The sequence below is a fragment of the Streptomyces sp. NPDC006296 genome, assembly GCF_040613235.1.
Lineage (GTDB): Bacteria > Actinomycetota > Actinomycetes > Streptomycetales > Streptomycetaceae > Streptomyces.
Genome location: NZ_JBEXRT010000017.1, coordinates 90354 through 115334, shown reverse-complemented (window position 1 = coordinate 115334; position 24981 = coordinate 90354). Strand labels below are relative to the sequence as shown.

Here is a 24981-nt window from a genome sequence, read left to right as displayed (position 1 = left end):
CTTCAGCAATGGTCTGAACGGGTCCGGGGAGGGCCGGCCGGATCACTCGGATCCGGCCGGGCAACCCGTCAGACCTCTTCGACGCTGCTCGGCTCGCGCCGGGACAGGTCGATACCGAGCTCCTCCGCCGCGCGGAAGACGTCCTCGTCCGTGTCGCGCATCTCGATGGACATGCCGTCCGAGGACAGCACCTCCACGTTGAGGCAGAGCGACTGCATTTCCTTGATGAGCACCTTGAAGGACTCGGGAATGCCCGGCTCGGGGATGTTCTCGCCCTTGACGATCGCCTCGTAGACCTTCACGCGGCCGGTCACGTCGTCGGACTTGATCGTCAGCAGTTCCTGGAGGGCGTATGCGGCGCCGTAAGCCTCAAGGGCCCACACCTCCATCTCACCGAATCGCTGCCCACCGAACTGCGCCTTACCACCCAGCGGCTGCTGCGTGATCATGGAGTACGGGCCGGTCGAGCGCGCGTGGAGCTTGTCGTCGACCAGGTGGTGCAGCTTCAGGATGTACATGAACCCGACCGAGACCGGGTCCGGGAACGGCTCGCCGGAGCGGCCGTCGAACAGCTGGGCCTTGCCGGAGGGCTGGACCAGCCGGTCGCCGTCGCGGTTCGGGATCGTGGCTCCGAAGAGGCCGGAGATCTCGTCCTCGCGCGCACCGTCGAAGACGGGCGTGGCGACGTTGGTGCCGGGGTCGACCTGGTCGGCGCCGATGGCCTGCAGGCGCTGGGCCCACTCGTCACCGAGGCCGGAGACGTCCCAGCCGCGGCTGGCGAGCCAGCCGAGGTGGATCTCCAGGACCTGTCCCGGGTTCATTCGGGACGGGACACCCAGCGGGTTGAGGATGATGTCGACCGGGGTGCCGTCCTCCAGGAACGGCATGTCCTCGATCGGGAGGATCTTGGAGATGACGCCCTTGTTGCCGTGACGGCCGGCGAGCTTGTCACCATCGGTGATCTTGCGCTTCTGCGCGACGTAGACGCGGACCAGCTGGTTCACGCCGGGCGGCAGCTCGTCGCCCTCCTCGCGGTCGAAGACGCGGACGCCGATGACCTTGCCGATCTCGCCGTGCGGGACCTTGAGCGAGGTGTCGCGGACCTCGCGCGCCTTCTCACCGAAGATCGCGCGGAGCAGGCGCTCCTCCGGGGTCAGCTCGGTCTCGCCCTTGGGCGTGACCTTGCCGACGAGGATGTCGCCGGCGACGACCTCGGCACCGATGCGGATGATGCCGCGCTCGTCGAGGTCGGCGAGGACCTCCTCGGAGACGTTCGGGATGTCCCGGGTGATCTCCTCCGGGCCGAGCTTGGTGTCACGGGCGTCGACCTCGTGCTCCTCGATGTGGATCGAGGAGAGGACGTCGTCCTGCACGAGGCGCTGCGACAGGATGATCGCGTCCTCGTAGTTGTGACCCTCCCAGGGCATGAACGCCACGAGCAGGTTCTTGCCGAGCGCCATCTCACCGTTCTCGGTGGCGGGCCCGTCGGCGAGGACCTGGCTCTCGATCACCCGGTCGCCCTCGGAGACGACGACCTTCTGGTTGACCGAGGTGCCCTGGTTGGAGCGCGAGAACTTGGCGATGCGGTACGTGGTGTACGTGCCGTCGTCGTTCGTCACGGTGATGTAGTCCGCGGAGACCTCCTGGACCACACCCGCCTTCTCCGCCTTGAGCACGTCGCCGGCGTCGGTGGCGCAGCGGTACTCCATGCCGGTGCCGACCAGCGGCGCCTCGCTCTTGATGAGCGGGACGGCCTGACGCATCATGTTCGCGCCCATGAGGGCACGGTTGGCGTCGTCGTGCTCCAGGAACGGGATCATCGCGGTCGCGACCGACACCATCTGGCGCGGCGAGACGTCCATGTAGTCGACGTCGTCACCGGGGATGTAGTCGATCTCGCCGCCACGACGGCGGACCAGGACACGGGCCTCGGTGAAGCGCATGTCGTCGGAGAGCGTCGCGTTCGCCTGGGCGATCACGAAGCGGTCTTCCTCGTCGGCCGTCAGATAGTCGACGTCGTCGGTGACGACACCCTCGACGACCTTGCGGTACGGCGTCTCGATGAAACCGAACGGGTTGATGCGCCCGTAGGAGGCCAGCGAGCCGATCAGACCGATGTTCGGGCCTTCGGGCGTCTCGATCGGGCACATGCGGCCGTAGTGCGAGGGGTGCACGTCACGGACCTCGAAGCCGGCCCGCTCACGGGACAGACCACCCGGGCCGAGGGCGTTCAGACGACGCTTGTGCGTCAGCCCCGACAGCGGGTTGTTCTGGTCCATGAACTGCGAGAGCTGGCTGGTGCCGAAGAACTCCTTGATGGAGGCGACGACCGGCCGGATGTTGATCAGGGTCTGCGGCGTGATCGCCTCGACGTCCTGGGTGGTCATGCGCTCGCGCACGACACGCTCCATACGGGCGAGACCCGTGCGGACCTGGTTCTGGATCAGCTCACCGACGTTGCGGATACGGCGGTTGCCGAAGTGGTCGATGTCGTCGGTCTCGACCATGATCGAGCGGCCGGACTCGCCGACCGTCTCGGTCTCGCCGGCGTGCAGCTTCACCAGGTACTTGATGGTGGCGATGATGTCGTCGCTGGTGAGGACACCGGCGTCGAGCGGCTCGTCGGCGCCGAGCTTCTTGTTCACCTTGTAGCGGCCGACCTTCGCGAGGTCGTAGCGCTTGGGGTTGAAGTAGAGGTTCTCGAGCAGCGTCTGAGCGGCCTCGCGCGTGGGCGGCTCGCCCGGACGCAGCTTGCGGTAGATGTCGAGCAGCGCGTCGTCCTGGCCCTGGGTGTGGTCCTTCTCCAGGGTGGCGCGCATGGACTCGTACTCGCCGAACTCCTCGAGGATCTGCTCGGTGGTCCAGCCGAGCGCCTTCAGGAGGACGGTGACGGACTGCTTGCGCTTGCGGTCGATGCGGACACCGACCATGTCGCGCTTGTCGATCTCCATCTCCAGCCAGGCACCCCGGGACGGGATGATCTTGGCGGAGAAGATGTCCTTGTCGGACGTCTTGTCGATGGAGGAGTCGAAGTAGACACCCGGCGAACGCACGAGCTGCGACACGACGACACGCTCGGTGCCGTTGATGACGAAGGTGCCCTTGTTGGTCATGAGCGGGAAGTCGCCCATGAAGACCGTCTGGGACTTGATCTCGCCGGTCTCGTTGTTGGTGAACTCGGCGGTGACGAAGAGCGGGGCCGCGAAGGTGAAGTCGCGCTCCTTGCACTCGTCGATCGAGTTCTTCGGGGGCTCGAAGCGGTGGTCGCGGAACGTGAGCGACATCGACCCGGAGAAGTCCTCGATCGGAGAGATCTCCTCGAAGATCTCCTCCAGGCCGGACTTGGTGGGGACGTCTCGTCCGCTGTCCAGAGCAGCCTCGACGCGAGCCTTCCAGGCGGCGTTGCCGAGGAGCCAGTCGAAGCTCTCGGTCTGCAGCGCGAGGAGGTTCGGAACCTCGAGGGGCTCCTTGATCTTTGCAAAAGAGATGCGCAGCGGGGCGGTGCTGGCACCGTTGTTCGTATTCGAGGTCGAGGCGTTGCGCGAGGCGGCCAAGAGGGGGTCCTTCCGAGGGCTCGGACTCACTACGCGCGTACCGGCCCCAAGCCGCACACGGAGACAGAGATCCCAAGGTCAGGGACGGTCCGGCCATCGGTGCTAAGCGTGGGCATGCCCCTGGTGACGGGCAGGAGGCAGCTAACAGGCAGCGCAAAGGGTCAGTGTAGCCAAGCGGCACACTGATGTCCAGTCGGGGTTCTCAGAGACCCACGTTGCTCTCAACAGCTGTTCTCAACACCTATGAATAGCCCTCGCGCGGGGTGCGCTCTTCTTTACTGCCCTCTTCGCTCTCGATCCATGCCTCGGATGCGGATCGAGATGACGACGCGTCCTGAGAATTGCGCGCCGCGTGCGGTTCGTCAAGGCCCCGAGGGCCCCGGCGGACGGCCGGCGGTCTTCACCTGCGCCCGGAGGACGCCGGTTGACGCCTCGTGGCGCCCCCGGAGAAACGCACGGCGAAGATCACCCTACTCGTCGCACGGCGAAGATCAAGGCAGCCTCTCGGGGCATGCCGAAGGGCGACCACCCGGATGGGTGATCGCCCTCGGCTGAGGTCACTCGGCGCCTACGGCGTGAGCGTCCTCGGGTGAGTCAGACGACTCGTGAGGTCACTTGACCTCGACGGAGGCGCCGGCGCCCTTGAGGGACTCGGCAGCCTTCTCGGCGGCCTCCTTGGCGACCTTCTCGAGGACGGGCTTCGGGGCGCCGTCGACGAGGTCCTTGGCCTCCTTGAGACCCAGCGAGGTCAGCTCACGCACGACCTTGATGACCTGGATCTTCTTGTCACCGGCGGCGGTGAGGACGACGTCGAACTCGTCCTGCTCCTCGACGGCCTCGGCGGCCGGGCCGGCGCCCGCGGGACCGGCGACGGCGACCGCGGCGGCGGCGGTGACGTCGAACTTCTCCTCGAACGCCTTAACGAACTCGGAGAGCTCGATGAGGGTGAGCTCCTCGAACTGGGCGAGCAGGTCTTCCTGGCTGAGCTTCGCCATGATGGCGTCCTTCCACTATTCGGCAGGTGCCGGATGTATATGTCGGCGGGCGTACGTGGAGCCCGCTGGACCGCTGAGCGAAATTACTCGGCAGCCTCGGCGGGAGCCGGAGTACCGGCACCGCCCTGCTCGGCCTTCTTGGCGCGAAGCGCTTCCGCGGTGCGGACGAACTTCGACGGCAGAGCCTGGAAGAGCTGCGCAGTCTGCGTCTGCTTGCCCTTCATGGCACCGGCCAGCTTGGCGAGCAGAACCTCGCGGGACTCGAGGTCCGCGAGCTTCTTGATCTCATCGGCGGACAGCGCCTTACCGTCAAGGACACCGCCCTTGATGATGAGGTTCGGGTTGTCCTTGGCGAAGTCACGAAGACCCTTCGCCGACTCCACCGGGTCACCGGTGATGAAGGCAACCGCCGTCGGGCCTGCGAACAGGTCGTCCAGCGTGTCGATCCCGGCCTCGTTGGCCGCAATCTTGGTCAGCGTGTTCTTCACCACGGCGTACTGGGCGTTCTCACCGAGCGAACGACGCAGCGTCTTGAGCTGCGCCACGGTGAGACCCCGGTACTCGGTCAGCACGGCGGCGTTCGAGCTGCGGAACTGGTCCGTCAGCTCGGCTACCGCGGCAGCCTTGTCGGGCCTTGCCATGAGCGTCGGCCTCCTTCCGGGTGATGAGGACCGCTCAGAAGGGGCCGGGAAAGACGAAACGCCCCGGCACAAGTGCCAGGGCGCGGCTCGACCGGACGAAGTCCGGGAGCGTTCCACAGTCACCTGCGCAGGTCGTCCGGTCTAGCGGAACCTTCGGTCACCGTCCCCCTTGCGAGAACACGGCGACGACCAGCGGTCTTTGGCTTCTTCACGAGAGTACGCGACCGGGGCCGCCGGGAGCAAATCCGTCCCGGTCCGGCCCCCGCGAGAGGTTTGGACCCCTCGCCGGCGGGTCACGCCCGGCGTACGAGGACGGGCCCCGCAGCCTTCCGAAGAAGGCTGCGGGGCCCGTCCCGCTGCCGTGACGCGGCTACCTGCTGAGCACGGGGGCTCAGACGGCGGCCGGGTCCTCCTCGACGAGGAGGTTGCGCACGCGGTTGGCGTCCAGCGGGATGCCGGGGCCCATCGTCGTGCTCATGGTCGCCTTCTTGATGAAGCGACCCTTCGCGGCGGACGGCTTCAGGCGGAGGATCTCCTCCAGGGCCGCGCCGTAGTTCTCGACCAGCTTCGTGTCATCGAAAGAGGTCTTTCCGATGATGAAGTGCAGGTTCGAGTGCTTGTCGACGCGGAACTCGATCTTTCCGCCCTTGATGTCGTTGACGGCCTTCACGACATCGGGGGTGACGGTGCCGGTCTTCGGGTTCGGCATCAGACCACGCGGACCGAGCACGCGGCCCAGGCGGCCGACCTTGCCCATGAGGTCCGGCGTGGCGACGACGGCGTCGAAGTCCAGACGGCCCTTCGCCACCTCGTCGATGAGCTCGTCGGCGCCGACGATGTCGGCGCCCGCGGCTTCCGCGGCCGCAGCACGGTCACCGGTCGCGAAGACCAGGACCCGGGCGGTCTTGCCGGTGCCGTGCGGGAGGTTCACGGTGCCACGGACCATCTGGTCGGCCTTGCGAGGGTCGACACCCAGGCAGAACGCGACCTCGACGGTGCCGTCGAACTTGGTGGCGGCGGTGTCCTTGGCGAGACGGACGGCCTCGAGCGGGGCGTAGGTGCGCTCCCGGTCGATCTTCGCGTCCGCAGCGCGGAGGTTCTTGCTGCGCTTCACATCTACTCCTGTGGTTTTCAGAGTGTGGAGTCGTGGTGCGGACCAGCGCTTGGTCCTACCACTGTGGGGCTACGGGGCTGACTCAGCCTTCGACCGTGATGCCCATGGAACGGGCGGTGCCAGCGATGATCTTCGACGCGGCGTCGAGGTCGTTGGCGTTCAGGTCGGGGAGCTTGGTCGTGGCGATCTCGCGGACCTGGTCGGCCGTGAGCTTGGCGACCTTGGTCTTGTGCGGCTCGCCGGAGCCCTTGTCCACACCCGCGGCCTTGAGGATCAGCTTGGCGGCCGGCGGAGTCTTGGTGATGAAGGTGAAGGAGCGGTCCTCGTAGACCGTGATCTCCACCGGCACGACCATGCCACGCTGCGACTCGGTCGCGGCGTTGTAGGCCTTGCAGAACTCCATGATGTTGACGCCGTGCTGGCCCAGTGCGGGGCCGACCGGCGGGGCCGGGTTGGCCGCACCGGCGTTGATCTGGAGCTTGATAAGCCCCGTGACCTTCTTCTTCTTGGGAGGCATTGCTCTCTCCGGGTCCTAGTGAGAGTGTTTCGCCGCCGTTCCGGTCATCCGGACGGAGGCATACCGCGCAACGATAACGGGTATAGCTGCGCGACCAAAAACCGAGCAGGTCAGACCGGCTGCGAAGCCGGTCTGACCTGCTCGGTAGGCATGTGTCCAGGAACTGGCGGTGAAGCCGGTCAGTTCTTCTGGATCTGGTCGAAGCTGAGCTCGACCGGGGTCTCGCGACCGAAGATCTCGACGAGGCCCTTGACCTTCTTCGAGTCGGGGTTGATCTCGTTGATCGTGGCCTGGAGGGTCGCGAAGGGGCCGTCGGTGACGGTGACCGAGTCGCCCACCTCGAAGTCCAGGACCTGCACCTCGACCTTGCGGGCCGGTGCCGGCTTGCCCTCGGCCTCGGCCGCCTCGCGGGCCGCCTTCTCCTCGGCCTCGGGGGCGAGCATCTTGACGATCTCGTCCAGGGTCAGCGGGTACGGGTCGTAGGCGTTGCCCACGAAGCCGGTGACGCCCGGCGTGTTCCGCACGACGCCCCAGGACTCGTTCGTCAGGTCCATGCGTACCAGGACGTATCCCGGGAGCTTGTTCTGCCGGACGTTCTTCCGCTCACCGTTCTTGATCTGGACGATCTCTTCTTCAGGCACCTCGGCCTGGTAGATGAAGTCCTCGACGTTGAGCGAGACGGCGCGCTGCTCCAGGTTGGCCTTCACGCGCTTCTCGTAACCGGCGTACGTGTGGATGACGTACCACTCGCCGGGGAGTCCGCGCAGCTCGTCGCGCAGGGCGGCGACGGCGTCGACGGGGGCGGCCGGCTCGGCCTCCTCCTCGGACCCGTCGGCCTCGGCGTCCTCGTCGGCCTCGGACTCGGCTTCGTCGTCGGCGGCGTCGGACTCCGCGGTCTCAGCGGCCTCGTCGGACTCGGCGCGCACGGCGTCCTGCTCGGCGGGCTCGCCCGCGGCGGCGTCAGCAGCGTCGACCTGGTCCGGGGCCACGGCGTCCGCCGCCTCGACGATGTCGAGCTCGTCCTCGGCGGACTCGACGGCGCTCGCCTTGCGCTCGGCGTCGTCGTTCAGGTTCGGGTCAGACACGATGGCTGCTTCTTCCTGGATACATATGGGTGGAACATGCGAAAGGGGCGCCGAAGAGGCGCCCTCCGCGGGGATCAGCCGAAGACGTACTTGATGACCCGCGCAAATCCGAAGTCAATCACGGTGACGAGACCGATCATGACGACCACGAACATGATCACGACGGTCGTGTACGTGGTCAGCTGGCTGCGCGTGGGCCAGACGACCTTGCGGAGCTCGGCGACGATCTGGCGGTAGAACAGCGCGAGACGGCCCAGGGGGCCCTTCTTTCCGCGCTTGCCGCCCTTCCGGGCCTTCTTCTTCGACTCGGGGGCTTCGTCCTCGGCATCAGGCATGTCGATGGAGCCCACGGCGTCCGTCACGCTACTCACCTGATTCCGGGTCATGGCCGTGCCGCGCCCGGTGGAGCCGCACGGCGGTGCATTGAAGTACGTACATGCGCACACATCCTGGCGAAGGAGTGTGTAGCAGGGCCGGAGGGACTTGAACCCCCAACCGCTGGTTTTGGAGACCAGTGCTCTACCAATTGAGCTACGACCCTTTGTGGTTTCCACCAACCTACCGCATCCTCCCCGGTGAGCCGGGTGGGAAAACGGTGCGGCTGATGAAGGCCAACGACAGGTGAGTGTACGTGCTCAGCGGCGCCGCGTCGAACAGACCACAACCGACCGGTCCTGTCCGCATGCTGTCCGAGTCCTGTCCGGTCCTTGAAACCCCTGTGCTCGGGGCTTTTCCGGTCTGCAAGCATGGGGGGCATGAGCGCTGCAACTTCTCCGTCCGAGCGCCGGGTCTCGGCCCGCATCGGTGCCATCTCCGAGTCCGCCACCCTCGCCGTCGACGCCAAGGCGAAGGCCCTCAAGGCCGCCGGGCGTCCGGTGATCGGCTTCGGCGCCGGTGAACCCGACTTCCCGACCCCCGGATACATCGTCGACGCCGCGGTCGAGGCCTGCCGCAACCCGAAGTACCACCGCTACACCCCGGCCGGCGGGCTCCCCGAGCTCAAGGCCGCCATCGCGGAGAAGACCCTGCGCGACTCCGGCTACGAGGTCGACGCGTCCCAGATCCTGGTGACCAACGGCGGCAAGCAGGCCATCTACGAGGCCTTCGCCGCGATCCTCGACCCGGGCGACGAGGTCATCGTGCCCGCTCCCTACTGGACCACCTACCCGGAGTCCATCCGTCTCGCCGGCGGTGTCCCGGTCGAGGTCGTCGCCGACGAGACCACCGGCTACCGGGTCTCGGTCGAGCAGCTGGAGGCGGCGCGCACCGAGCGCACCAAGGTCGTCCTGTTCGTCTCCCCGTCGAACCCGACCGGCGCCGTCTACAGCGAGGCCGACACCGAGGCCATCGGGCGCTGGGCCGTGGAGCACGGCCTCTGGGTGATGACCGACGAGATCTACGAGCACCTGGTCTACGGCGGGGCGGCCGCCGCCTCGCTCCCCGCGGTCGTGCCCGAGCTGCGCGACAAGTGCATCGTGGTCAACGGCGTCGCCAAGACGTACGCCATGACCGGCTGGCGGGTCGGCTGGATCATCGGCCCCAAGGACATCGTGAAGGCCGCGACCAACCTGCAGTCGCACGCCACCTCCAACGTCAGCAACGTCGCGCAGGTCGCTGCGCTGGCCGCCGTGTCGGGCCCGCTGGACGCGGTCGCCGAGATGCGGACCGCCTTCGACCGCCGCCGCCGGACGATCGTGCGCATGCTCAACGAGATCGACGGCGTGTTCTGCCCCGAGCCCGAGGGCGCGTTCTACGCCTACCCGTCGGTGAAGGAGCTGCTCGGCAAGGAGATCCGGGGCAAGCGCCCGGCGGACTCCGCCGAGCTCGCGGCGCTCATCCTGGACGAGGCCGAGGTCGCCGTGGTCCCGGGTGAGGCGTTCGGCACCCCGGGTTACCTGCGGCTGTCCTACGCGCTGGGCGACGACGACCTCGTCGAGGGCGTCTCGCGGCTCCAGAAGCTGCTGGGCGAGGCCCGCGACTGACGCGAGGCCCGCGCACGCGAACGAGAGGACGCCCCCCGGCCGCGGCCGGGGGGCGTCTTTTCGTTCGAGGGGTAACTCACACGGGGATCCCGCTTCCGCGACACCCTCCGCATGCGGCAAGATCTTCCGATGGAGCGTGACGTACGGCGGTTGCCCAAGGCCCATCTGCACCTGCACTTCACCGGTTCGATGCGGCCCACCACCCTGCTCGAACTGGCGGACAAGTACGGGGTGCGCCTGCCCGAGGCGCTGACCGGCGGTGAGCCGCCCAGACTGCGGGCCACCGACGAGCGCGGCTGGTTCCGCTTCCAGCGCCTGTACGACATCGCGCGGTCCTGCCTCCGCTCGCCGGAGGACATCCAGCGGCTGGTGCTGGAGACCGCCATGGAGGACGTCGCGGACGGCTCCGGGTGGCTGGAGATCCAGGTCGACCCCACCTCGTACGCCCCGCTGCTCGGCGGGCTGATCCCGGCGATCGAGATCATCCTGGACGCCGTGGACCGTGCGGCCCGGGAGACCGGGCTCGGGATCCGGGTGGTCATCGCGGCGAACCGGATGAAGCACCCGCTGGACGCCCGGACGCTGGCCAGGCTCGCCGTGCGGTACGCGGACCGGGGGGTCATCGGTTTCGGTCTCTCCAACGACGAGCGCCGCGGGATGGCCCGTGACTTCGACCGCGCCTTCGCCATCGCCCGCGAGGGCGGTCTGATCGCCGCTCCGCACGGCGGCGAGCTCTCCGGCCCGTCCAGCGTCCGGGACTGCCTGGACGACCTCGACGCGGCCCGGATCGGGCACGGTGTCCGGGCGGCGGAGGATCCCCGGCTGCTGAGCAGGCTCGCGGAGCGGGGCGTGACCTGCGAGGTCTGCCCGGCCTCCAACGTGGCGCTCGGCGTCTACGAGAAGCCCGCCGATGTACCCCTGCGCACTCTGTTCGAGGCCGGCGTGCCGATGGCGCTGGGCGCGGACGACCCGCTGCTCTTCGGTTCCCGGCTGGCCGCGCAGTACGACCTCGTCCGCCGGCACCACGGCTTCACCGACGAGGAACTCGCCGAGCTGGCCCGGCAGTCGGTGCGGGGGTCGGTGGCGCCGGCCGAGGTGCGGGAGAAGCTGCTGGGCGGCATCGACGCGTGGCTGACCGTCTGACGCCGCCCGGCGGGGCGTGCGCGAGGGCTACAGGCCGGGCCTGGCCTGCCCCGTAGCCCCTGGTCCGGGGCGTCCCGGGCCGCCTGGCTCCGGCGGGGCGGCACCGCTCCGGCAGGGCCCGGCCGCGTCCACGGTGCCCCGGGCCGCGCTCCTACAGGCTGACGCCGACCGTCACCGGTTCGTTGACGAGCGTGACCCCGAAGGCCTCGTGGACCCCGGCGACGACCTCGCGGGCCAGCGCCAGCAGGTCCTCCGTGGTCGCGCCGCCCCGGTTGGTGAGGGCGAGCGTGTGCTTCGTGGAGATGCGGGCGGGGCCCGTGCCGTAGCCCTTGGTGAAGCCCGCCTTGTCGATGAGCCAGGCCGCCGAGGTCTTCGTCCGGCCGTCGCCCGCGGGGAAGGCCGGGGGCGGCACGTCCGCGCCGAGGCGCTCGGCCGCGCGGACGAGGAAGGCCGCGTGCTGGGCCTCGTCGAGGATCGGGTTGGTGAAGAAGGACCCGGCCGACCAGGTGTCGTGGTCCTCCGGGTCGAGCACCATGCCCTTGCCCGCCCGCAGCCGCAGGACGGTCTCCCGGGCGGAGGCGAGGGGCACCCGGTCACCCTGCTCGACGCCCATGGCCCGGGCGGTCTCGGGGTAGCGCAGGGGCGCGGACATCCCGTCCGCGTTCTCCAGGGCGAACCGCACGCGGAGCACGACGTAGCGCTCGGGGTCGGTCTTGAAGCGGCTGTGCCGGTAGGAGAAGGCGCAGTCCTCGGCGGTGAGGGTGACGGTCTCCCGGGTGTGCCGGTCGTAGGCGACGACCTCGGTGATGACCGAGGAGACCTCCTGCCCGTAGGCGCCGACGTTCTGGATCGGTGTCGCCCCGGCGGATCCGGGGATCCCGGCGAGGCATTCGATCCCGGCCAGTCCCGCCTCGACCGTGCGGGCGACGGCGTCGGTCCAGACCTCGCCGGCGGCCAGTTCGAGCGAGGTGCCGGAGAGTTCGTGGCCCGTGGTCGCGATGCGCAGGGCCGTCCCGTCGAAGCCCTTGTCGCCGATGACGAGGTTGGAGCCGCCACCGATGACCAGGAGCGGGGTGCCGCTGTCGTCGGCCTCGCGCACGGCGGCGATCACCTCCGCGTCGGTGGTGGCCGTCACGAGGCGGCCGGCCGGGCCGCCGAGCCGGAAGGTGGTCAGGGGGGCGAGGGGGGCGTCGTGGAGTTCCTGCACGGGGACAAGAGTACGGTCCGCGGCCGTGCGGGCCCGGCGGGGCCACGGAGCGCACCGCCGGGACCGCGGCCGGGCGGGCACCCGTCGGGGCGTACCGCGCCGGTGGGGTCCCGGAGCGCGGGAGCCTCGGACGGGACGTGCCGAGCCGGGTGGGGCCCCGGAACGCCCCGTCGAAACCGCGGCCGCATGCGCATGCGCATGCGCATGCGGCGGGGCGTACCGCGCCGGGGTGGGGCCCGGGAACGCGCGGAGGGCGCCCTCCCGGGGAGAGCGCCCTGCGGCCGTGTGCCTGCGGCGGTGCGCAGGGCCGGGTGTCAGGCCAGGCGGACGACGGCGCGGGCCATGCCCAGCACCTTCTTGCCGTCGCTCATCGCCGTCAGGTCGACCCGCACGAGGTGGTCGTCCAGCTTCGCGGCGACCTTGCCGCTGACCTCGATCAGGGCCCCGGTGTCGTCGTCGGGCACGATGACCGGCTTGGTGAAGCGGACGCCGTACTCGACGACCGCGCCCGGGTCGCCGGCCCAGTCGGTGACCACCCTGATCGCCTCGGCCATGGTGAACATGCCGTGTGCGATCACGTCCGGCAGACCGACCTCGCGCGCGAACCTCTCGTTCCAGTGGATCGGGTTGAAGTCCCCGGAGGCGCCCGCGTACTGCACCAGGGTCGCCCGCTGCACGGGGAACGACTGCGCGGGCAGTTCCGTACCGACCTCGACCGCTCCGTATGCGATGGTCGCCGTCATCACGCCTCCTCGGCGGCGCGCGCCACCAGCTTCGTCCACGCGGTCACGACGTGCTCACCGGTCTCGTCGCGCACCTCGCCCCGGATGTCCAGGAAGTCGTTGCCCGCCATCGACTTGATGGCCTCGATGGTCGAGGTGACCGTCAGCCGGTCCCCCGCACGCACCGGGCGCACATGCGCGAACTTCTGGTCCCCGTGCACCACCCGGCTGTAGTCCAGCCCCAGCTGCGGGTCCTGGATCACCTGGCCCGCGGCCTTGAACGTGATCGAGAACACGAAGGTGGGCGGGGCGATCACGTCCGGGTGCCCCAACGCCTTGGCGGCTTCCGGGTCGACGTAGGCGGGGTTGGTGTCACCCACCGCCTCCGCGAACTCCCGGATCTTCTCCCGGCCGACCTCGTACGCCGGGGTGGGCGGATAGGTCCGCCCCACGAAGGACTGGTCGAGCGCCATGAGCCCGGTACCTCCTGGTGAAATGTCGAATAGGCCGAAGAACGGCCCGAGCCACCACATAAAACGACACGAGGCCGCCCCCAGTGGGGACGGCCTCGTGTACGAGCCTGTTTCAGCGCGTTTCGCGGTGCGCGGTGTGCGAGTTGCAGCGCGGGCAGTGCTTCTTCATCTCAAGACGGTCCGGGTTGTTACGCCGGTTCTTCTTGGTGATGTAGTTCCGCTCCTTGCACTCCACGCAGGCCAGCGTGATCTTCGGGCGGACGTCGGTGGCAGCCACGTGAGTGCTCCTTGGACGGACGGATGGACGGATGAACGCATAAAAGAGTAGCCGATCGAAGGACCGACCCCACAATCGGCTACCGTTAGTAGCGGTGACCGGACTTGAACCGGTGACACAGCGATTATGAGCCGCTTGCTCTACCGACTGAGCTACACCGCTTTGATGCCGGGATCCCCCGCCGAAGCGGAGTCACCCGATCACCAGAGCCCCAATGCGGAATCGAACCGCAGACCTTCTCCTTACCATGGAGACGCTCTACCGACTGAGCTATTGGGGCGAGCGAGGAAGACATTACACGGTCGGTCGCCGATCGCCCAAATCCGTTTCCACCGCCTCCTCCGGGCCCTCCCGGACCCCCGGACGGGCCTTGCGGCCGGCTCTCTCCCGGGGCCCCTGATCAGGCCCTTGATCAGCCCGTACGCCGACTCCGCCGACCGCCTCACGGGCCTCGCCGGCACCCTTCCGCACACCCGCCCCGCGGGGCCGTATTCGTACGACTAATCCGGCGCCTCCCGGAGCCGGCCGGACCCGCGCCCGGGTTCCTCCGGGCGTCCCCGCCGGGCACGCGACGACGGCCCGGCGTCCCGCCGCGCCGCCGGAGCGTCCGGACACGTTCCGTGTGCGGGGCCGCCCCGCCGTGCGGCACCCCGCCCCCGGCGCCGCGCTGGTCCACGCGGGGCGCCGGGACAGCCCGTAAGCTCGGCGCACTCTGCATGAACGTGTATTCCTCCAGGAGCGGCGCGATGCCCGAAGGTACCGGTGACGCGTCCTCGCTCCTCCTCCGCGGAGCACGGCTGGCCGACGGACGCGTCGTCGACGTGCGGACCGCCGGACCGCTCATCGAGTCGGTCGGGACGGCGGGCAGCCTGACCGCCCGGGGAACCGGCCTGGACCTGCGCGGTCACCTCCTGCTGCCCGCCCCGGCCGAGCCCCACGCCCACGCGGACACCGCGCTCACCGGGACGGCGATGGCCGGCGCGGCGGTGGCGGACGGGGCGGGCGGCGGTACGGCGGGCACCGGCGGGGGCCCGCCGTCGTACCGGCCCGAGGACGTCCGGCGCCGCGCCACCGAGGCCGCCCTCCTCCAGCTGAGCCACGGGGCCACTGCGCTGCGCGCCCATGTGCGGGTCGGCGGCGCGGCGGGCCTGGGTGCGCTGGACGGGGTCCTGGCGGCCGGCCGTTCCCTGCGCGGGCTGACCGAACTGACCATCGTGGCCGTCCCCGGGGTCCTCACCGGTGTCGCGGGCGCCGACGGCCTCGCCGCGCTCCGGGACGCCGTGGAGAGGGGAGCGCACGTGGTCGGCGGCCGCCCGGACACCGACCCCGATCCGGCCGGCCACGCCGAGGCGGTGCTGCGCCTCGCGGCCGGCCTCGGCCGTCCGGTCGACCTGCACACGGACGGCGACGACCCGGACCGCGTGGATCTGTGGGCGGCCATGGCCGGCGGGTTCGGCCACGGCGTCTGCCTCGGCCCCTGTGCGGGCCTCTCGCGGCTTCCCGTGGGCCGGGCCGCCCGCACCGCCGAGCGGCTCGCCGCCGCGGCCGTGACCGTCGTCTGCCTCCCCCAGGGCGGCTGCTCCTGCTCCGGGCTCCGCGGGACCCCGCCCGTGGAGCTGCTGCGCGCCGCCGGTGTCCGGGTGACCGCGGGCGGCGGGGCGCTGCGCGACCGCTCCAACCCCGTCGGGCGCGGGGACCCCCTGGAGGCGGCGTACCTGCTGGCCTCGCAGCAGGGCCTCGCCCCCGAGAGCGCCTACGAGGCCGTCTCGGGCGCCGCCAGGGCCGCGCTGGGCCTGCCCGCGGTGCGTGTCGAGGCCGGGTTCCCCGCCGAGCTCCTCGCCGTACGCGGCGACACGCTGGCCGGGGCGCTGTCCCTGGCGTACAGCAGGATCGTCGTACACCGGGGACGTGTGGTGGCGCGGACCAGCGCCGTGCGGGAGTACCGCGACGCCGGGGCCGCGGCGGCCGCCCTCGACCTCCCTCGCCAGGGGCGGGTCGGTTCGGGCCGCGAGGGCGGGCCCTGAGCGGGAGCGGGCGCCTCGGCGTACGGTCGGGAGCATGCGCATTGTCATTGCAGGTGGACATGGTCAGATCGCGCTGCGGCTGGAGCGGCTGCTCGCCGCGCGCGGTGACGAGGCGGTGGGCGTCATCCGCAACCCGCAGCAGAGCGAGGAACTGCGGGCGGCGGGCGCCGAACCCGTCGTCCTCGACCTCGAATCGGCGTCCGTCGAGGAGACGGCGGAGGTGCTGCGCGGAGCCGACGCTGTGGTCTTCGCGGCCGGCGCAGGCCCGGCCAGCGGCTCGGCGCGCAAGGACACGGTGGATCGCGGGGCGGCCGTGCTCTTCGCGGACGCGGCGGAACGGGCGGGCGTACGGCGCTACGTCGTGGTGTCCTCCATGGGCGCCGACCCGGAGCACCGGGGCGACGAGGTCTTCGACGTCTATCAGCGGGCCAAGGGCGAGGCGGACGCGTACGTGCGGTCGAGGGACGGCCTCGACTGGACGATCCTGCGCCCCGGGATGCTGATGAACGATGCCGGCACCGGCCGGATCACGCTCGCCGCATCGACGGGCCGCGGCCCGATCCCCCGTGACGACGTGGCGGCGGTGCTGATGGAGCTGCTGGACACCCCGGCGACGGCGGGTCTGACGCTGGAACTCATCAGCGGGAACAAGCAGGTGACGGTCGCGGTGAAGGACATCGCGGGGAACTGAGCCGGGCCGCCCGTGTCCGTCGGGTGGGCGGTTCGGGCGTGCGGTTCGGCCGTGCGGTGGGCGCCCCGCGTGAGCGCGGGGCGTCCGGCGGGCGCCCCGTGTCATGAGCGCGGGGCGCCCGGTCCGGTCCCGGCGGTGCAAGGCGGTCCGCTCCCCCGGTGCAAGGCGGTCCGGGCCCGGCGGCGCGAGGCGGTCCGGGCCCGTGACGGGTCTGCGGGATAGCGTCGCCGGTATGGACGGTGACGCAGCCCGCCGAGGCTGGCTCCCCTGCTTGCTCAGCGGGGCGGTGTTCGCCGTATGCATGGCGGGGACCACCCTGCCGACCCCGCTCTACGGCCTCTACCAGGACAAGTTCGGGTTCTCCGAGCTGACGGTGACCGTGGTCTACGCCGTGTACGCCTTCGGCGTCATCGGGGTGCTGCTGCTGGTGGGTAACGCCTCCGACGCGGTGGGCAGACGCCCGGTGCTGTTCTGGGGACTGGCCTGCGCGGCGGTCGGCGCCGTCTGCTTCCTGTCCGCCACCGCCCTGGGCTGGCTCTTCGCGGGACGGCTCCTGTCGGGCCTGTCGGCCGGGCTGTTCACCGGGGCGGCCACCGCGTACGTCATGGAGCTGGCACCCCGCGGGGGATCTTCCCGGGCGTCGCTCGTGGCCACGGCGGCCAACATGGGCGGTCTGGGCTGCGGGCCGCTGCTCGCCGGGATCCTGGCGCAGTACGCCCCCTGGCCGCTGTATCTGCCGTTCGCCGTGCACCTGGTGCTGCTCGCGGTGTCGGCGGCCGTTCTGGTGGGCCTGCGGGAGACCGTGCGCGAGCGGCGTCCGCTGAGCACCGTGCGGCCGCAGCGGCCGGCGCTGCCGCCCGCCGTCAGGGCGGTGTTCGGGCCGGCGGCGCTCGCCTCCTTCGTGGGCTTCGCGCTGTTCGGGGTGTTCACCTCGGTCAGCCCGGCGTTCCTGTCGGAGTTCCTGGACGTGGACGACCGGGCGGTGAGCGGGCTGATCGTCGCGCTGGCCTTCTTCGCCTCGATCGCCGGGCAGGCGGCGGTCGGCCGGATCGGCGAGCGGCGGTCGCTGCCGCTCGGCTGTGCGGGCCTCCTCGGCGGACTGGGGCTGCTCGCGGGGGCGTTGTGGTGGCAGTGGCTTCCCCTGGTGGTGCTGAGCGCACTCCTCGGCGGCGCCGGTCAGGGGCTGGCCTTCCGGGCGGCGCTGTCCCAGGTGGCCGCCGCTTCGCCCGCGCACCGGCGGGCGGCGGTGATCTCGACGCTGTTCGTGGTGGCGTACACGGGCATCTCGCTGCCGGTGATCGGCGTGGGCGTCCTGTCGGGCCGGATCGGCCTCCAGGACGCGGGACTGGTCTTCATCGCCTGCATGGCGGTCCTGGTCACCGGTGCGGGGATCTACCTGCTGCGACGGCCCTCACCGTCGTCCGGCGGGCCCACCGCGTCGGGCACCGCTCCCTGAGGCCGTGAAGTCCGCCCCGCACACCGGGGCGGCGCATCACACACAAACACCACAAAAGGGATTCGGGCCGCTAAGGTCGCCGGGTGAGCCGAACCGAGGAAACCTCCGAGGGCGCAGGGCCGTTCACGACCCGGGTGACCTGGCCCCTCGGCGACGGGAGCACGGCGGTCTGGGAGTCACGGGCGGCCCGCAGGCGCGGCCGCCTCTCCGTGCGGGCGGTCGGCGAGCCGAGGGCCCGCCACCGCAGCGCCGGCACCGTGCCCCTGGGGCGCCTCCGCGGGCTGAACACCCTGCTCGCGACTGCGTTCACGGTCGGCGGCGGGCTGTTCGTGTGTTCGTGACGGGGGCCGCGGTGGCCCGGTTCGGCCCGCACGACGCGTCGGGCGCCTGGATCTGTTTCGTCGGCGGCCTGTTCTTCACCACGGGCGGCTGTGCGTCCCTGCTCCAGGCGATCGACGCTCCGCCCCGCTTCGTCGCCGGAGGAATGCTCCGGTTCTTCGAGCACTCCTGAACTCCCCCGCACCGACGAGCCCACCCCCGCCGGCCCCGCGTCTCGACCGGACGGAACCCGAAGAGACCGTCACCACACGACGAAAGAGGGTCCGTACCCAGCATGTCTGCTGGGTACGGACCCTCTTGTTCCTGTGGCGGCGCCAGGGTTCGAACCTGGGTAGGCTGAGCCGGCAGATTTACAGTCTGCTCCCTTTGGCCACTCGGGCACACCGCCTGGAACGACGCGTCGGACCCCCGTGAAGGGCTCCTTGGCGACGACGTAAACGATACCCGATACCCGGGGGTGCTACGCCACCCGGTTGATCAGCACCGGGTACGGGTGCGGGTGGCTAGGCTTTGTGCTGTACCCCCACGCACACGACGCAAGGAGCCACACGTCATGGCCGACTCCAGTTTCGACATCGTCTCGAAGGTCGAGCGGCAGGAGGTCGACAACGCCCTCAACCAGGCCGCGAAGGAGATCTCCCAGCGCTACGACTTCAAGGGCACGGGTGCGTCGATCTCCTGGTCCGGCGAGAAGATCCTGATGGAGGCGAACGGCGAGGAGCGGGTCAAGGCGATCCTCGACATCTTCCAGTCCAAGCTGATCAAGCGCGGGATCTCCCTGAAGTCGCTGGACGCGGGTGAGCCGCAGCTGTCCGGCAAGGAGTACAAGATCTTCGCCACGATCGAGGAGGGCATCTCCCAGGAGAACGCCAAGAAGGTGGCGAAGATCATCCGGGACGAGGGCCCGAAGGGTGTCAAGGCGCAGGTCCAGGGCGAGGAGCTGCGGGTCAGCTCCAAGAGCCGGGACGACCTGCAGGCGGTGCAGGCGCTGATCAAGGGCAAGGACCTCGACTTCGCGGTGCAGTTCGCCAACTACCGGTAGGGCGTCCGCTGCCCTGTGCAGCGGTTCGCGGGCGGGGCGGGGCGTGCCGGGTGGCACGGCCCGCCCCGTTGCCGTGTGCGGACGGTCGGGGACTCGGGTCAGCGGCGTTCGCGGGAGTTGCCGAAGAGCAGCCGGTAGGCGATCAGCAGGACCAGGGACCCGGCGATGGCGGCCACCCAGGTGGCCGTGTCGTAGAAGTCCGCGCTGATGGGGCGGTCCAGGAACTGGGAGGACAACCAGCCGCCCAGGAAGGCCCCCACGATCCCGATGAGGGTCGTGCCGACGATGCCACCGGGGTCGCGGCCCGGCAGAAGAAACTTGGCTATGGCTCCGGCCAGCAGGCCGAGGATGATCCAACTGATGATGCTCATGTTCGCGTTCCTACCCGTCACTTGTTCCTGCAAGCCAAGACGCCTGCACGGACGGGTAGGTTGCGGCACGGCCGCACGCCCCGGGCCGGCCCGTCGTCATCGACGGGCGCAGGGGGGCGGCTGCGGCACCTCGCCGGACGGCCCTCAGCGGGTGGCGAACGGCTGGTCCGTGCGGACGATCTCCTTGCCGAAGGGCATCAGCGAGACGGGGATGAGCTTGAAGTTCGCGAGGCCCAGCGGGATTCCGATGATCGTGACGCACAGGGCGATGCCGGTGAAGATGTGGCCGAGGGCGAGCCACCAGCCGGCCAGGATCACCCAGAGGACGTTGCCGATGAGCGAGCCGCCTCCGGCGTCGCGGCGGTCCACGACGGTGTAGCCGAAGGGCCAGAGGGCGTAGATGCCGATGCGGAACGCGGCCACGCCGAAGGGGATGCCGATGATCGTGATGCAGAGCAGGAGTCCCGCGGCCATGTAACCGAGGAACATCCAGAGCCCGCACAGGACCAGCCATATGACGTTCAGGATTGTTTTCACGGTCGATACCCTGCCATCTGCTCGAGTCGGGCGATGCGATCGGCCATGGGCGGGTGGGTGGCGAACATCTTGGACATGCCCTGGCCGGGACGGAACGGGTTCGCGATCATCATGTGACTCGCGGTCTCGATCCGCGGTTCGGGGGGGAGCGGCAGCTGCTTGGTCCCGGCGTCGAGCTTGCGCAGGGCGGACGCCAGGGCGAGGGGGTCTCCGGTGAGCTGGGCCCCGGACGCGTCGGCCTGGTACTCGCGGGAGCGGCTCACGGCGAGCTGGATCACGGAGGCGGCGAGCGGGCCGAGGATCATGATGAGCAGCATTCCGAGGAGGCCGGGGCCGTCGTCGTCGTCGGACCGGCCCACGGGGATGAGCCAGGCGAAGTTGACCAGGAACATGACGACCGAGGCGAGGGCGCCCGCGACGGACGAGATGAGGATGTCGCGGTTGTAGACGTGGCTGAGCTCGTGTCCCAGGACCCCGCGCAGCTCGCGTTCGTCGAGGATCTGGAGGATTCCCTCGGTGCAGCACACGGCGGCGTTGCGCGGGTTCCGGCCGGTGGCGAAGGCGTTGGGTGCCTGGGTCGGCGAGATGTAGAGCCGGGGCATGGGCTGGCGGGCCGCCGTCGAGAGCTCCCGCACGGTGCGGTACAGCTGCGGTGCTTCGAATTCGCTGACCGGGCGTGCCCGCATGGCGCGCAGGGCCAGCTTGTCGCTGTTCCAGTACGCGTAGGCGTTGGTCGCGAGTGCGACGAGGACGGCCACGACGAGGCCGGTCCGTCCGAAGAAGCTGCCGATGACGATGATGAGGGCCGAGAGGCCCCCGAGGAGTACAGCGGTTTTCAGCCCGTTGTGCCGGCGGTGCACGGTACGCCCTCCTAAGCGGTGCAGCAGGGGAACCCTTGCTCGGTGGTGCTCCACTCCCCCAGTGGAGCCTCCCGTACTGGTCAACGCGAGGCGAAGGTGGCTAGTTCCCTTGTGCGAGGTGGCCGGGTGCACGGGGCGGCGCGGCTCGGGCGCACAGGCAGAAGGGGCGGATCCGGTCGGATCCGCCCCTGGGCCGTTCGGGTGGCCTGTCGGCCGCGGGGTGGGTTCCCGCGGCGGTGGGTCAGCGCTGTGCGGGCAGTCCCGCGAGGGCGCGGGCCTCCGCGTCGGGCTCGACGTCGCTGGTGCAGTGCGCGCAGCGGGTGGCGACGGCGGGGATCTCGGTGAAGCAGCGGGGGCAGTCGCGCAGGGCCGCCTTGATGTCCGCCTTCTCCTCCTCCTCCTTGGCCGTGAAGCGGTTCTGGACCTTGGCCATGGGCACGACGACCAGGAAGTAGAGGACGGCCGCGGTGATGAGGAAGGCGATGGCGGCGCTGATGAAGAGGCCGTAGGGGAATTTCACGCCGTCGACGGTGTACGAGGCCTTGCTGAAGTCGCCGGTGCCCCGTGTGAAGAGGCCGATCAGCGGCACGATGAAGGCGTTGCTGAAGCCGGTGACGACGGCGGTGAAGGCGGCTCCCACGGCGAGGCCGATGGCCATGGAGATGACGTTCCCGCGGAGGATGAAGTCCTTGAACCCGTTCAGCACCGCTCTGGCTCCTCTGTGCTCTTCTTCGTGCGTTCTCGGCGTGCGTGCTCGGTCACGTGACGCGTGCAGGCACGACCATGCCCTGTGTGCGGGCCCGCGGGCAAACCGATCAGGGGCGGTCAGAAGAGGCTGACGGCGGCGAAACGGAGGATGAGCTGGGGGGCGCCGGACAGGGTGATCCCGGCTACGGCGGTGAGGGCGATCGCCAGGGTGAGCGGGGCGGGGACGCGGTGTCCGGGTGCCCGGGGCGCGGTCCCGTCCGCTGTGCCCGTCTCCGGGGTCCTGAAGAGCAGGGCGGTCCACCGGAGGTAGTAGGAGAGCGCGATCACCACGTTGACGGCCATGACGACGGCGAGCCAGCCGAGCCCGGCGTCGACCGCCGCCGAGAAGACGGTGACCTTGGCGAAGAGGCCGATGACGCCGGGCGGCAGGCCGGCCAGGCAGAGCAGGAAGAAGCCCAGGGCGAGCGCGGCGAGGGGGCGGGTGGCGTGGAGGCCGCGGTAGTCGTCGATGCGGTTGCCGGGGTGGGTGCGGGCGACGAGGGCGGCGACCGCGAAGGCCCCGAGGTTCACCACGGCGTACATCAGTGCGTAGGCGACGGTGGAGCCGATCCGTTCGTCGCCGGAGTACGCGGCGGCGGCGATCGGGACGAGGAGGTAGCCGGCCTGGCCGACGGACGACCAGGCGAGGAGGCGGACGGCACTGCGGGCACGGGCGGCGGACTGCCGGAGTGCGGCGACGTTGCCGACGGTCATGGTGAGCGCGGCGAGGACGGCCAGGGCGGGCCCCCAGACGTCGGCGTACGACGGGAAGCCGATCACCGTGACCAGGACGAGGCCGGAGAAGCCGACCGCCTTGCCGACGACCGAGAGGTAGGCGGCGATGGGGAGGGGCGCCCCCACGTAGGTGTCGGGGACCCAGAAGTGGAACGGTGCCGCGGCCGTCTTGAAGGCGAAGCCGACGAGGGTGAGGGCGACTCCGGCTCCGGCGAGTGCGGTGAACCTGCCCGGTACGTCGTCGAGGCGGGACGCGAGCTCCGTGAGGTGGAGGGTCCCGGTGGTCGCGTAGACGAAGCTGACGCCCAGGAGCATGACGGCGGTGGCGACGACCGAGGAGAGGAAGAACTTCAGGGCCGCCTCGGAGGAGCGCCGGTCGCCGCGCTTGATCCCGACGAGCGCGAACGCGGGGAGCGAGGCGACTTCGAGGGCGACGACGAGGGTGGCGAGGTCCCGGGCCGCGGGCAGCAGCGCGGCGCCCGCGGCGGAGGACAGCAGCAGGAACCAGAATTCGCCCGCGGGGAGCTTGCGCGTGTCGCCGATCGAGAGCAGCGCGGTGAGGAGTGCTCCGCCGAGGACGAGGGCCTGGATGACGAGGGCGAAGGGGTCGGCGGTGTAGCTGCAGGCCCGTGACCCCTCGGTGAGGCAGAAGGTGGAGCGGTCTCCGGCACGCAGCGGGAGGAGCGTCGCGAGGGCGGCCAGCAGCCCCGCGACGGCGCCGAGGCCCAGCAGCGGTTTGTGCCGCTCGCCGGTGAACAGGTCGGCGACGAGGACGAGCAGGGCCACGGCCGCCGTGATGACGGGGGGTGCGATCGCGAGCCAGTCGACGGACTGGACGAGGCTCGCCGCCCCGGTTGCGCTGTCGGCTGCCACGGTCACGACTTGCCTCCTGCGAGGAGCTTCTGCACGGCCGGGTCGGTGAGGCCGAGGAGGACGGCGGGCCAGAGTCCGGCGAGGACGGTCAGGGCGGCGAGCGGGGTCCAGGCGGCGAGTTCGTGGCGCTGGATGTCGGCGATCGGCTGCGGGTGCCCGCCGGCCCGGTGCGGCCGCCCGCCGTCCTCGCCCATGCAGACCCGGCGCACCACGATCAGCATGTACGCGGCCGTGAGCAGGGTGCCGAGGGCGCCGATGGACATGAAGGTGAGGAAGGCGGGGCGGCTGAGACCCTCGGCGGGGTCGAACGCGCCGAACAGCGTGAGCATCTCGCCCCAGAACCCGGCGAGGCCGGGGAGTCCGAGGGAGGCGACGGCGGCGAAGGCGAGGAGGCCGCCGAGCCGGGGTGCGCGGCCGTAGAGGGCGGCCCCGGTGGCTCCCGACAGGGTGTCGAGGTCCGCGGTGCCGTAGCGGTCCTTGACGGCGCCGACGAGGAAGAACAGCAGTCCGGTGATGAGGCCGTGGGCGATGTTGGCGAAGAGCGCGCCGTTCACCCCGGTGGGGGTCATGGTCGCGATGCCGAGGAGCACGAAGCCCATGTGGCCGACCGAGGAGTAGGCGATCAGGCGTTTGAGGTCGCCCTTGGCGCCGGGCCGGGCGAGGGCCAGGCAGGCGAGGGAGCCGTAGACGATCCCGACGACCGCGAACGCCGCGAGGTACGGCGCGAAGGTCTGCATCCCGTCGGGCGTGACGGGGAGCAGGATGCGGACGAACCCGTACGTGCCCATCTTCAGCAGGACGCCGGCGAGGAGGACGGAGCCGACGGTCGGGGCCGCGGTGTGGGCGTCGGGCAGCCAGCTGTGCAGGGGCCACATCGGGGTCTTCACCGCCAGCCCGACGCCGACCGCCAGGACGGCGATGACCTGCACGGACGTGGTGAGGCCGCGGCCGTTGTCAGTGGCGAGTGCCACCATGTCGAAGGTGCCGCTCTCCAGTCCGATGAGGAGCAGCCCCAGCAGCATGATCACGGAGCCGAGCAGCGTGTAGAGGATGAACTTCCAGGCGGCGGGCTGCTTCCGGTCGCCGCCCCAGCGGGCGATGAGGAAGTACATCGGGATGAGGACCATCTCGAAGGCCAGGAAGAACAGCAGCAGGTCGAGGACGGCGAAGGTCGCGAGGGTGCCGGACTCGAGGAGGAGGACAAGGGCGACGAAGGCCTTCGGGGAGGGGCCCGCGGGGAGCTTGAAGTAGCTGAAGAGCGCGCAGAGGAAGGTCAGCAGCGCGGTCAGGACGAGAAGGGGGAGCGAGATGCCGTCGGTGCCGAGGTGGATCCGGACGTCGAGTGCCGGGATCCAGCTGATGTCCGTGGTGGCCTGCATCCTCGACGGGTGGTCGTGGTCGAATCCCGCGGCGAGGACGAGCGCGGCGAGGAGCACGGCGCCGGTGACGGTCACACCGTGCCGGAGCACGGCCTGGTCGGGGTTCCTGCCCTTGAGCCCGGGAGGGGCCGGCAGGAGCGCGGCGACCGCGCCGAGGAGCGGGGCGACGACGACGAACGCCAGAAGGAACTGCATCACGGATGCGCTGATATCGAAC

24 protein-coding genes, 4 tRNA genes and 1 pseudogene are annotated in these 24981 nt (G+C 70.3%); 8 read left to right on the top strand and 21 right to left on the bottom strand.

All coding sequences use genetic code 11. From position 1 onward, the window contains the following. Positions 1–68: 68 nt before the first annotated feature. From rpoB to ABZ172_RS14740, 8 genes are all read right to left on the bottom strand, one after another. Positions 69–3554 (bottom strand): DNA-directed RNA polymerase subunit beta, encoded by a 3486-nt coding sequence (gene rpoB, locus ABZ172_RS14775; protein WP_356883906.1) that lies wholly within the window; start codon positions 3552–3554, stop codon positions 69–71. A 611-nt stretch (positions 3555–4165) separates the two neighbouring features. Continuing rightward, positions 4166–4549, bottom strand: a complete 384-nt coding sequence (gene rplL / locus ABZ172_RS14770; RefSeq protein WP_356883904.1) for a 50S ribosomal protein L7/L12 — start codon at positions 4547–4549, stop codon at positions 4166–4168. Positions 4550–4632: 83 nt separating this feature from the next. Beyond that, positions 4633–5190 carry a 50S ribosomal protein L10 gene (gene rplJ / locus ABZ172_RS14765; protein WP_147959041.1) on the bottom strand — a complete coding sequence of 186 codons (558 nt, stop codon included), beginning with the start codon at positions 5188–5190 and terminating at the stop codon, positions 4633–4635. A 391-nt stretch (positions 5191–5581) separates the two neighbouring features. Next, a complete protein-coding gene (gene rplA / locus ABZ172_RS14760) occupies positions 5582–6304 on the bottom strand; it encodes a 50S ribosomal protein L1 (protein WP_014154604.1) in 723 nt (240 codons plus the stop codon). A gap of 82 nt (positions 6305–6386) precedes the next feature. After that, on the bottom strand, positions 6387–6821 hold the full coding sequence (gene rplK / locus ABZ172_RS14755) for a 50S ribosomal protein L11 (RefSeq protein ID WP_018550660.1): 435 nt from the start codon (positions 6819–6821) through the stop codon (positions 6387–6389). Between the two features lie 179 nt (positions 6822–7000). Next, positions 7001–7906, bottom strand: a complete 906-nt coding sequence (gene nusG / locus ABZ172_RS14750) for a transcription termination/antitermination protein NusG (RefSeq protein WP_356883901.1) — start codon at positions 7904–7906, stop codon at positions 7001–7003. Between the two features lie 74 nt (positions 7907–7980). Further along, a complete protein-coding gene (secE, locus tag ABZ172_RS14745; protein ID WP_356883899.1) occupies positions 7981–8268 on the bottom strand; it encodes a preprotein translocase subunit SecE in 288 nt (95 codons plus the stop codon). Between the two features lie 106 nt (positions 8269–8374). Continuing rightward, positions 8375–8447: transfer RNA gene (locus ABZ172_RS14740), tRNA-Trp, on the bottom strand. Between the two features lie 214 nt (positions 8448–8661). Here ABZ172_RS14740 and ABZ172_RS14735 point away from each other — a divergent pair. Together ABZ172_RS14735 and ABZ172_RS14730 are read left to right on the top strand one after the other, a co-directional pair. Next, positions 8662–9888, top strand: coding sequence for a pyridoxal phosphate-dependent aminotransferase (locus ABZ172_RS14735; RefSeq protein WP_356883897.1), 1227 nt, complete (start codon positions 8662–8664; stop codon positions 9886–9888). Positions 9889–10017: 129 nt separating this feature from the next. After that, positions 10018–11031: an adenosine deaminase gene (locus ABZ172_RS14730; protein ID WP_356883895.1), complete on the top strand. Its 1014-nt coding sequence runs from the start codon at positions 10018–10020 to the stop codon at positions 11029–11031. 151 nt (positions 11032–11182) lie between these two features. Here ABZ172_RS14730 and ABZ172_RS14725 read toward each other — a convergent pair. The 6 genes and pseudogenes from ABZ172_RS14725 to ABZ172_RS14700 form a co-directional block, all read right to left on the bottom strand. Then, a pseudogene (locus ABZ172_RS14725) lies at positions 11183–12253 on the bottom strand (UDP-N-acetylmuramate dehydrogenase); the annotation flags it as partial. A gap of 299 nt (positions 12254–12552) precedes the next feature. Continuing rightward, positions 12553–12981 (bottom strand): MaoC family dehydratase, encoded by a 429-nt coding sequence (locus tag ABZ172_RS14720; RefSeq protein WP_356883893.1) that lies wholly within the window; start codon positions 12979–12981, stop codon positions 12553–12555. Beyond that, complete coding sequence (locus tag ABZ172_RS14715; RefSeq protein ID WP_356883891.1) at positions 12981–13433, bottom strand: MaoC family dehydratase N-terminal domain-containing protein; 453 nt, start codon at positions 13431–13433, stop codon at positions 12981–12983. The genes ABZ172_RS14720 and ABZ172_RS14715 overlap by 1 nt, the downstream gene beginning before the upstream one ends. A gap of 112 nt (positions 13434–13545) precedes the next feature. Next, the gene (gene rpmG, locus ABZ172_RS14710) at positions 13546–13710 is read right to left on the bottom strand and encodes a 50S ribosomal protein L33 (RefSeq protein WP_003956487.1); all 165 of its coding nucleotides are present in this window, start codon (positions 13708–13710) and stop codon (positions 13546–13548) included. A gap of 89 nt (positions 13711–13799) precedes the next feature. Beyond that, positions 13800–13872 (bottom strand) — tRNA-Met (locus ABZ172_RS14705). Positions 13873–13917: 45 nt separating this feature from the next. Then, positions 13918–13990 (bottom strand) — tRNA-Thr (locus tag ABZ172_RS14700). Between the two features lie 466 nt (positions 13991–14456). On the opposite strand from ABZ172_RS14700, the gene ABZ172_RS14695 reads away from it, so the two are divergent. From ABZ172_RS14695 to ABZ172_RS14675, 5 genes are all read left to right on the top strand, one after another. Continuing rightward, positions 14457–15734 (top strand): hydrolase, encoded by a 1278-nt coding sequence (locus tag ABZ172_RS14695; protein ID WP_356883889.1) that lies wholly within the window; start codon positions 14457–14459, stop codon positions 15732–15734. A gap of 34 nt (positions 15735–15768) precedes the next feature. Beyond that, positions 15769–16425: an SDR family oxidoreductase gene (locus ABZ172_RS14690; RefSeq protein WP_356883887.1), complete on the top strand. Its 657-nt coding sequence runs from the start codon at positions 15769–15771 to the stop codon at positions 16423–16425. A gap of 232 nt (positions 16426–16657) precedes the next feature. Beyond that, positions 16658–17881: an MFS transporter gene (locus tag ABZ172_RS14685; RefSeq protein ID WP_356883885.1), complete on the top strand. Its 1224-nt coding sequence runs from the start codon at positions 16658–16660 to the stop codon at positions 17879–17881. 83 nt (positions 17882–17964) lie between these two features. After that, the gene (locus ABZ172_RS14680) at positions 17965–18222 is read left to right on the top strand and encodes a hypothetical protein (RefSeq protein WP_356883883.1); all 258 of its coding nucleotides are present in this window, start codon (positions 17965–17967) and stop codon (positions 18220–18222) included. Next, positions 18219–18392, top strand: a complete 174-nt coding sequence (locus ABZ172_RS14675) for a hypothetical protein (protein WP_356883881.1) — start codon at positions 18219–18221, stop codon at positions 18390–18392. The genes ABZ172_RS14680 and ABZ172_RS14675 overlap by 4 nt, the downstream gene beginning before the upstream one ends. 134 nt (positions 18393–18526) lie before the next feature. Here the strand turns inward: ABZ172_RS14675 and ABZ172_RS14670 are convergent. Next, a tRNA-Tyr gene (locus ABZ172_RS14670) sits at positions 18527–18608 on the bottom strand. Positions 18609–18773: 165 nt separating this feature from the next. Here ABZ172_RS14670 and ABZ172_RS14665 point away from each other — a divergent pair. Next, a complete protein-coding gene (locus ABZ172_RS14665) occupies positions 18774–19262 on the top strand; it encodes a YajQ family cyclic di-GMP-binding protein (RefSeq protein ID WP_014154639.1) in 489 nt (162 codons plus the stop codon). A 98-nt stretch (positions 19263–19360) separates the two neighbouring features. Here the strand turns inward: ABZ172_RS14665 and ABZ172_RS14660 are convergent, their stop codons facing one another. The 6 genes from ABZ172_RS14660 to ABZ172_RS14635 form a co-directional block, all read right to left on the bottom strand. Continuing rightward, the gene (locus tag ABZ172_RS14660; protein WP_356883878.1) at positions 19361–19633 is read right to left on the bottom strand and encodes a GlsB/YeaQ/YmgE family stress response membrane protein; all 273 of its coding nucleotides are present in this window, start codon (positions 19631–19633) and stop codon (positions 19361–19363) included. A gap of 144 nt (positions 19634–19777) precedes the next feature. Next, positions 19778–20170 carry a YccF domain-containing protein gene (locus tag ABZ172_RS14655; RefSeq protein ID WP_356883876.1) on the bottom strand — a complete coding sequence of 131 codons (393 nt, stop codon included), beginning with the start codon at positions 20168–20170 and terminating at the stop codon, positions 19778–19780. Then, on the bottom strand, positions 20167–21030 hold the full coding sequence (gene htpX / locus ABZ172_RS14650) for a zinc metalloprotease HtpX (protein WP_356883874.1): 864 nt from the start codon (positions 21028–21030) through the stop codon (positions 20167–20169). Before htpX ends, ABZ172_RS14655 begins: the two co-directional genes overlap by 4 nt. A gap of 241 nt (positions 21031–21271) precedes the next feature. Further along, positions 21272–21736 carry a large conductance mechanosensitive channel protein MscL gene (mscL, locus tag ABZ172_RS14645; protein WP_356883872.1) on the bottom strand — a complete coding sequence of 155 codons (465 nt, stop codon included), beginning with the start codon at positions 21734–21736 and terminating at the stop codon, positions 21272–21274. Between the two features lie 119 nt (positions 21737–21855). Beyond that, positions 21856–23391, bottom strand: coding sequence for an NADH-quinone oxidoreductase subunit N (locus ABZ172_RS14640; protein ID WP_356883870.1), 1536 nt, complete (start codon positions 23389–23391; stop codon positions 21856–21858). After that, positions 23388–24959, bottom strand: a complete 1572-nt coding sequence (locus ABZ172_RS14635) for an NADH-quinone oxidoreductase subunit M (protein ID WP_356883939.1) — start codon at positions 24957–24959, stop codon at positions 23388–23390. Before ABZ172_RS14635 ends, ABZ172_RS14640 begins: the two co-directional genes overlap by 4 nt. Positions 24960–24981 lie beyond the last annotated feature (22 nt).

Coding starts and splice junctions, on each gene's coding strand:
- ABZ172_RS14695 (WP_356883889.1), top strand. CDS start 14,457: ATGCCCGAAGGTACCGGTGACGCGTCCTCGCTCCTCCTCCGCGGAGCA.
- ABZ172_RS14735 (WP_356883897.1), top strand. CDS start 8,662: ATGAGCGCTGCAACTTCTCCGTCCGAGCGCCGGGTCTCGGCCCGCATC.
- rplK (WP_018550660.1), bottom strand. CDS start 6,821: ATGCCTCCCAAGAAGAAGAAGGTCACGGGGCTTATCAAGCTCCAGATC.
- ABZ172_RS14720 (WP_356883893.1), bottom strand. CDS start 12,981: ATGACGGCGACCATCGCATACGGAGCGGTCGAGGTCGGTACGGAACTG.
- rplJ (WP_147959041.1), bottom strand. CDS start 5,190: ATGGCAAGGCCCGACAAGGCTGCCGCGGTAGCCGAGCTGACGGACCAG.
- rplL (WP_356883904.1), bottom strand. CDS start 4,549: ATGGCGAAGCTCAGCCAGGAAGACCTGCTCGCCCAGTTCGAGGAGCTC.
- ABZ172_RS14690 (WP_356883887.1), top strand. CDS start 15,769: ATGCGCATTGTCATTGCAGGTGGACATGGTCAGATCGCGCTGCGGCTG.
- ABZ172_RS14685 (WP_356883885.1), top strand. CDS start 16,658: ATGGACGGTGACGCAGCCCGCCGAGGCTGGCTCCCCTGCTTGCTCAGC.
- ABZ172_RS14660 (WP_356883878.1), bottom strand. CDS start 19,633: ATGAGCATCATCAGTTGGATCATCCTCGGCCTGCTGGCCGGAGCCATA.
- ABZ172_RS14635 (WP_356883939.1), bottom strand. CDS start 24,959: ATGCAGTTCCTTCTGGCGTTCGTCGTCGTCGCCCCGCTCCTCGGCGCG.
- ABZ172_RS14665 (WP_014154639.1), top strand. CDS start 18,774: ATGGCCGACTCCAGTTTCGACATCGTCTCGAAGGTCGAGCGGCAGGAG.
- ABZ172_RS14715 (WP_356883891.1), bottom strand. CDS start 13,433: ATGGCGCTCGACCAGTCCTTCGTGGGGCGGACCTATCCGCCCACCCCG.
- ABZ172_RS14730 (WP_356883895.1), top strand. CDS start 10,018: ATGGAGCGTGACGTACGGCGGTTGCCCAAGGCCCATCTGCACCTGCAC.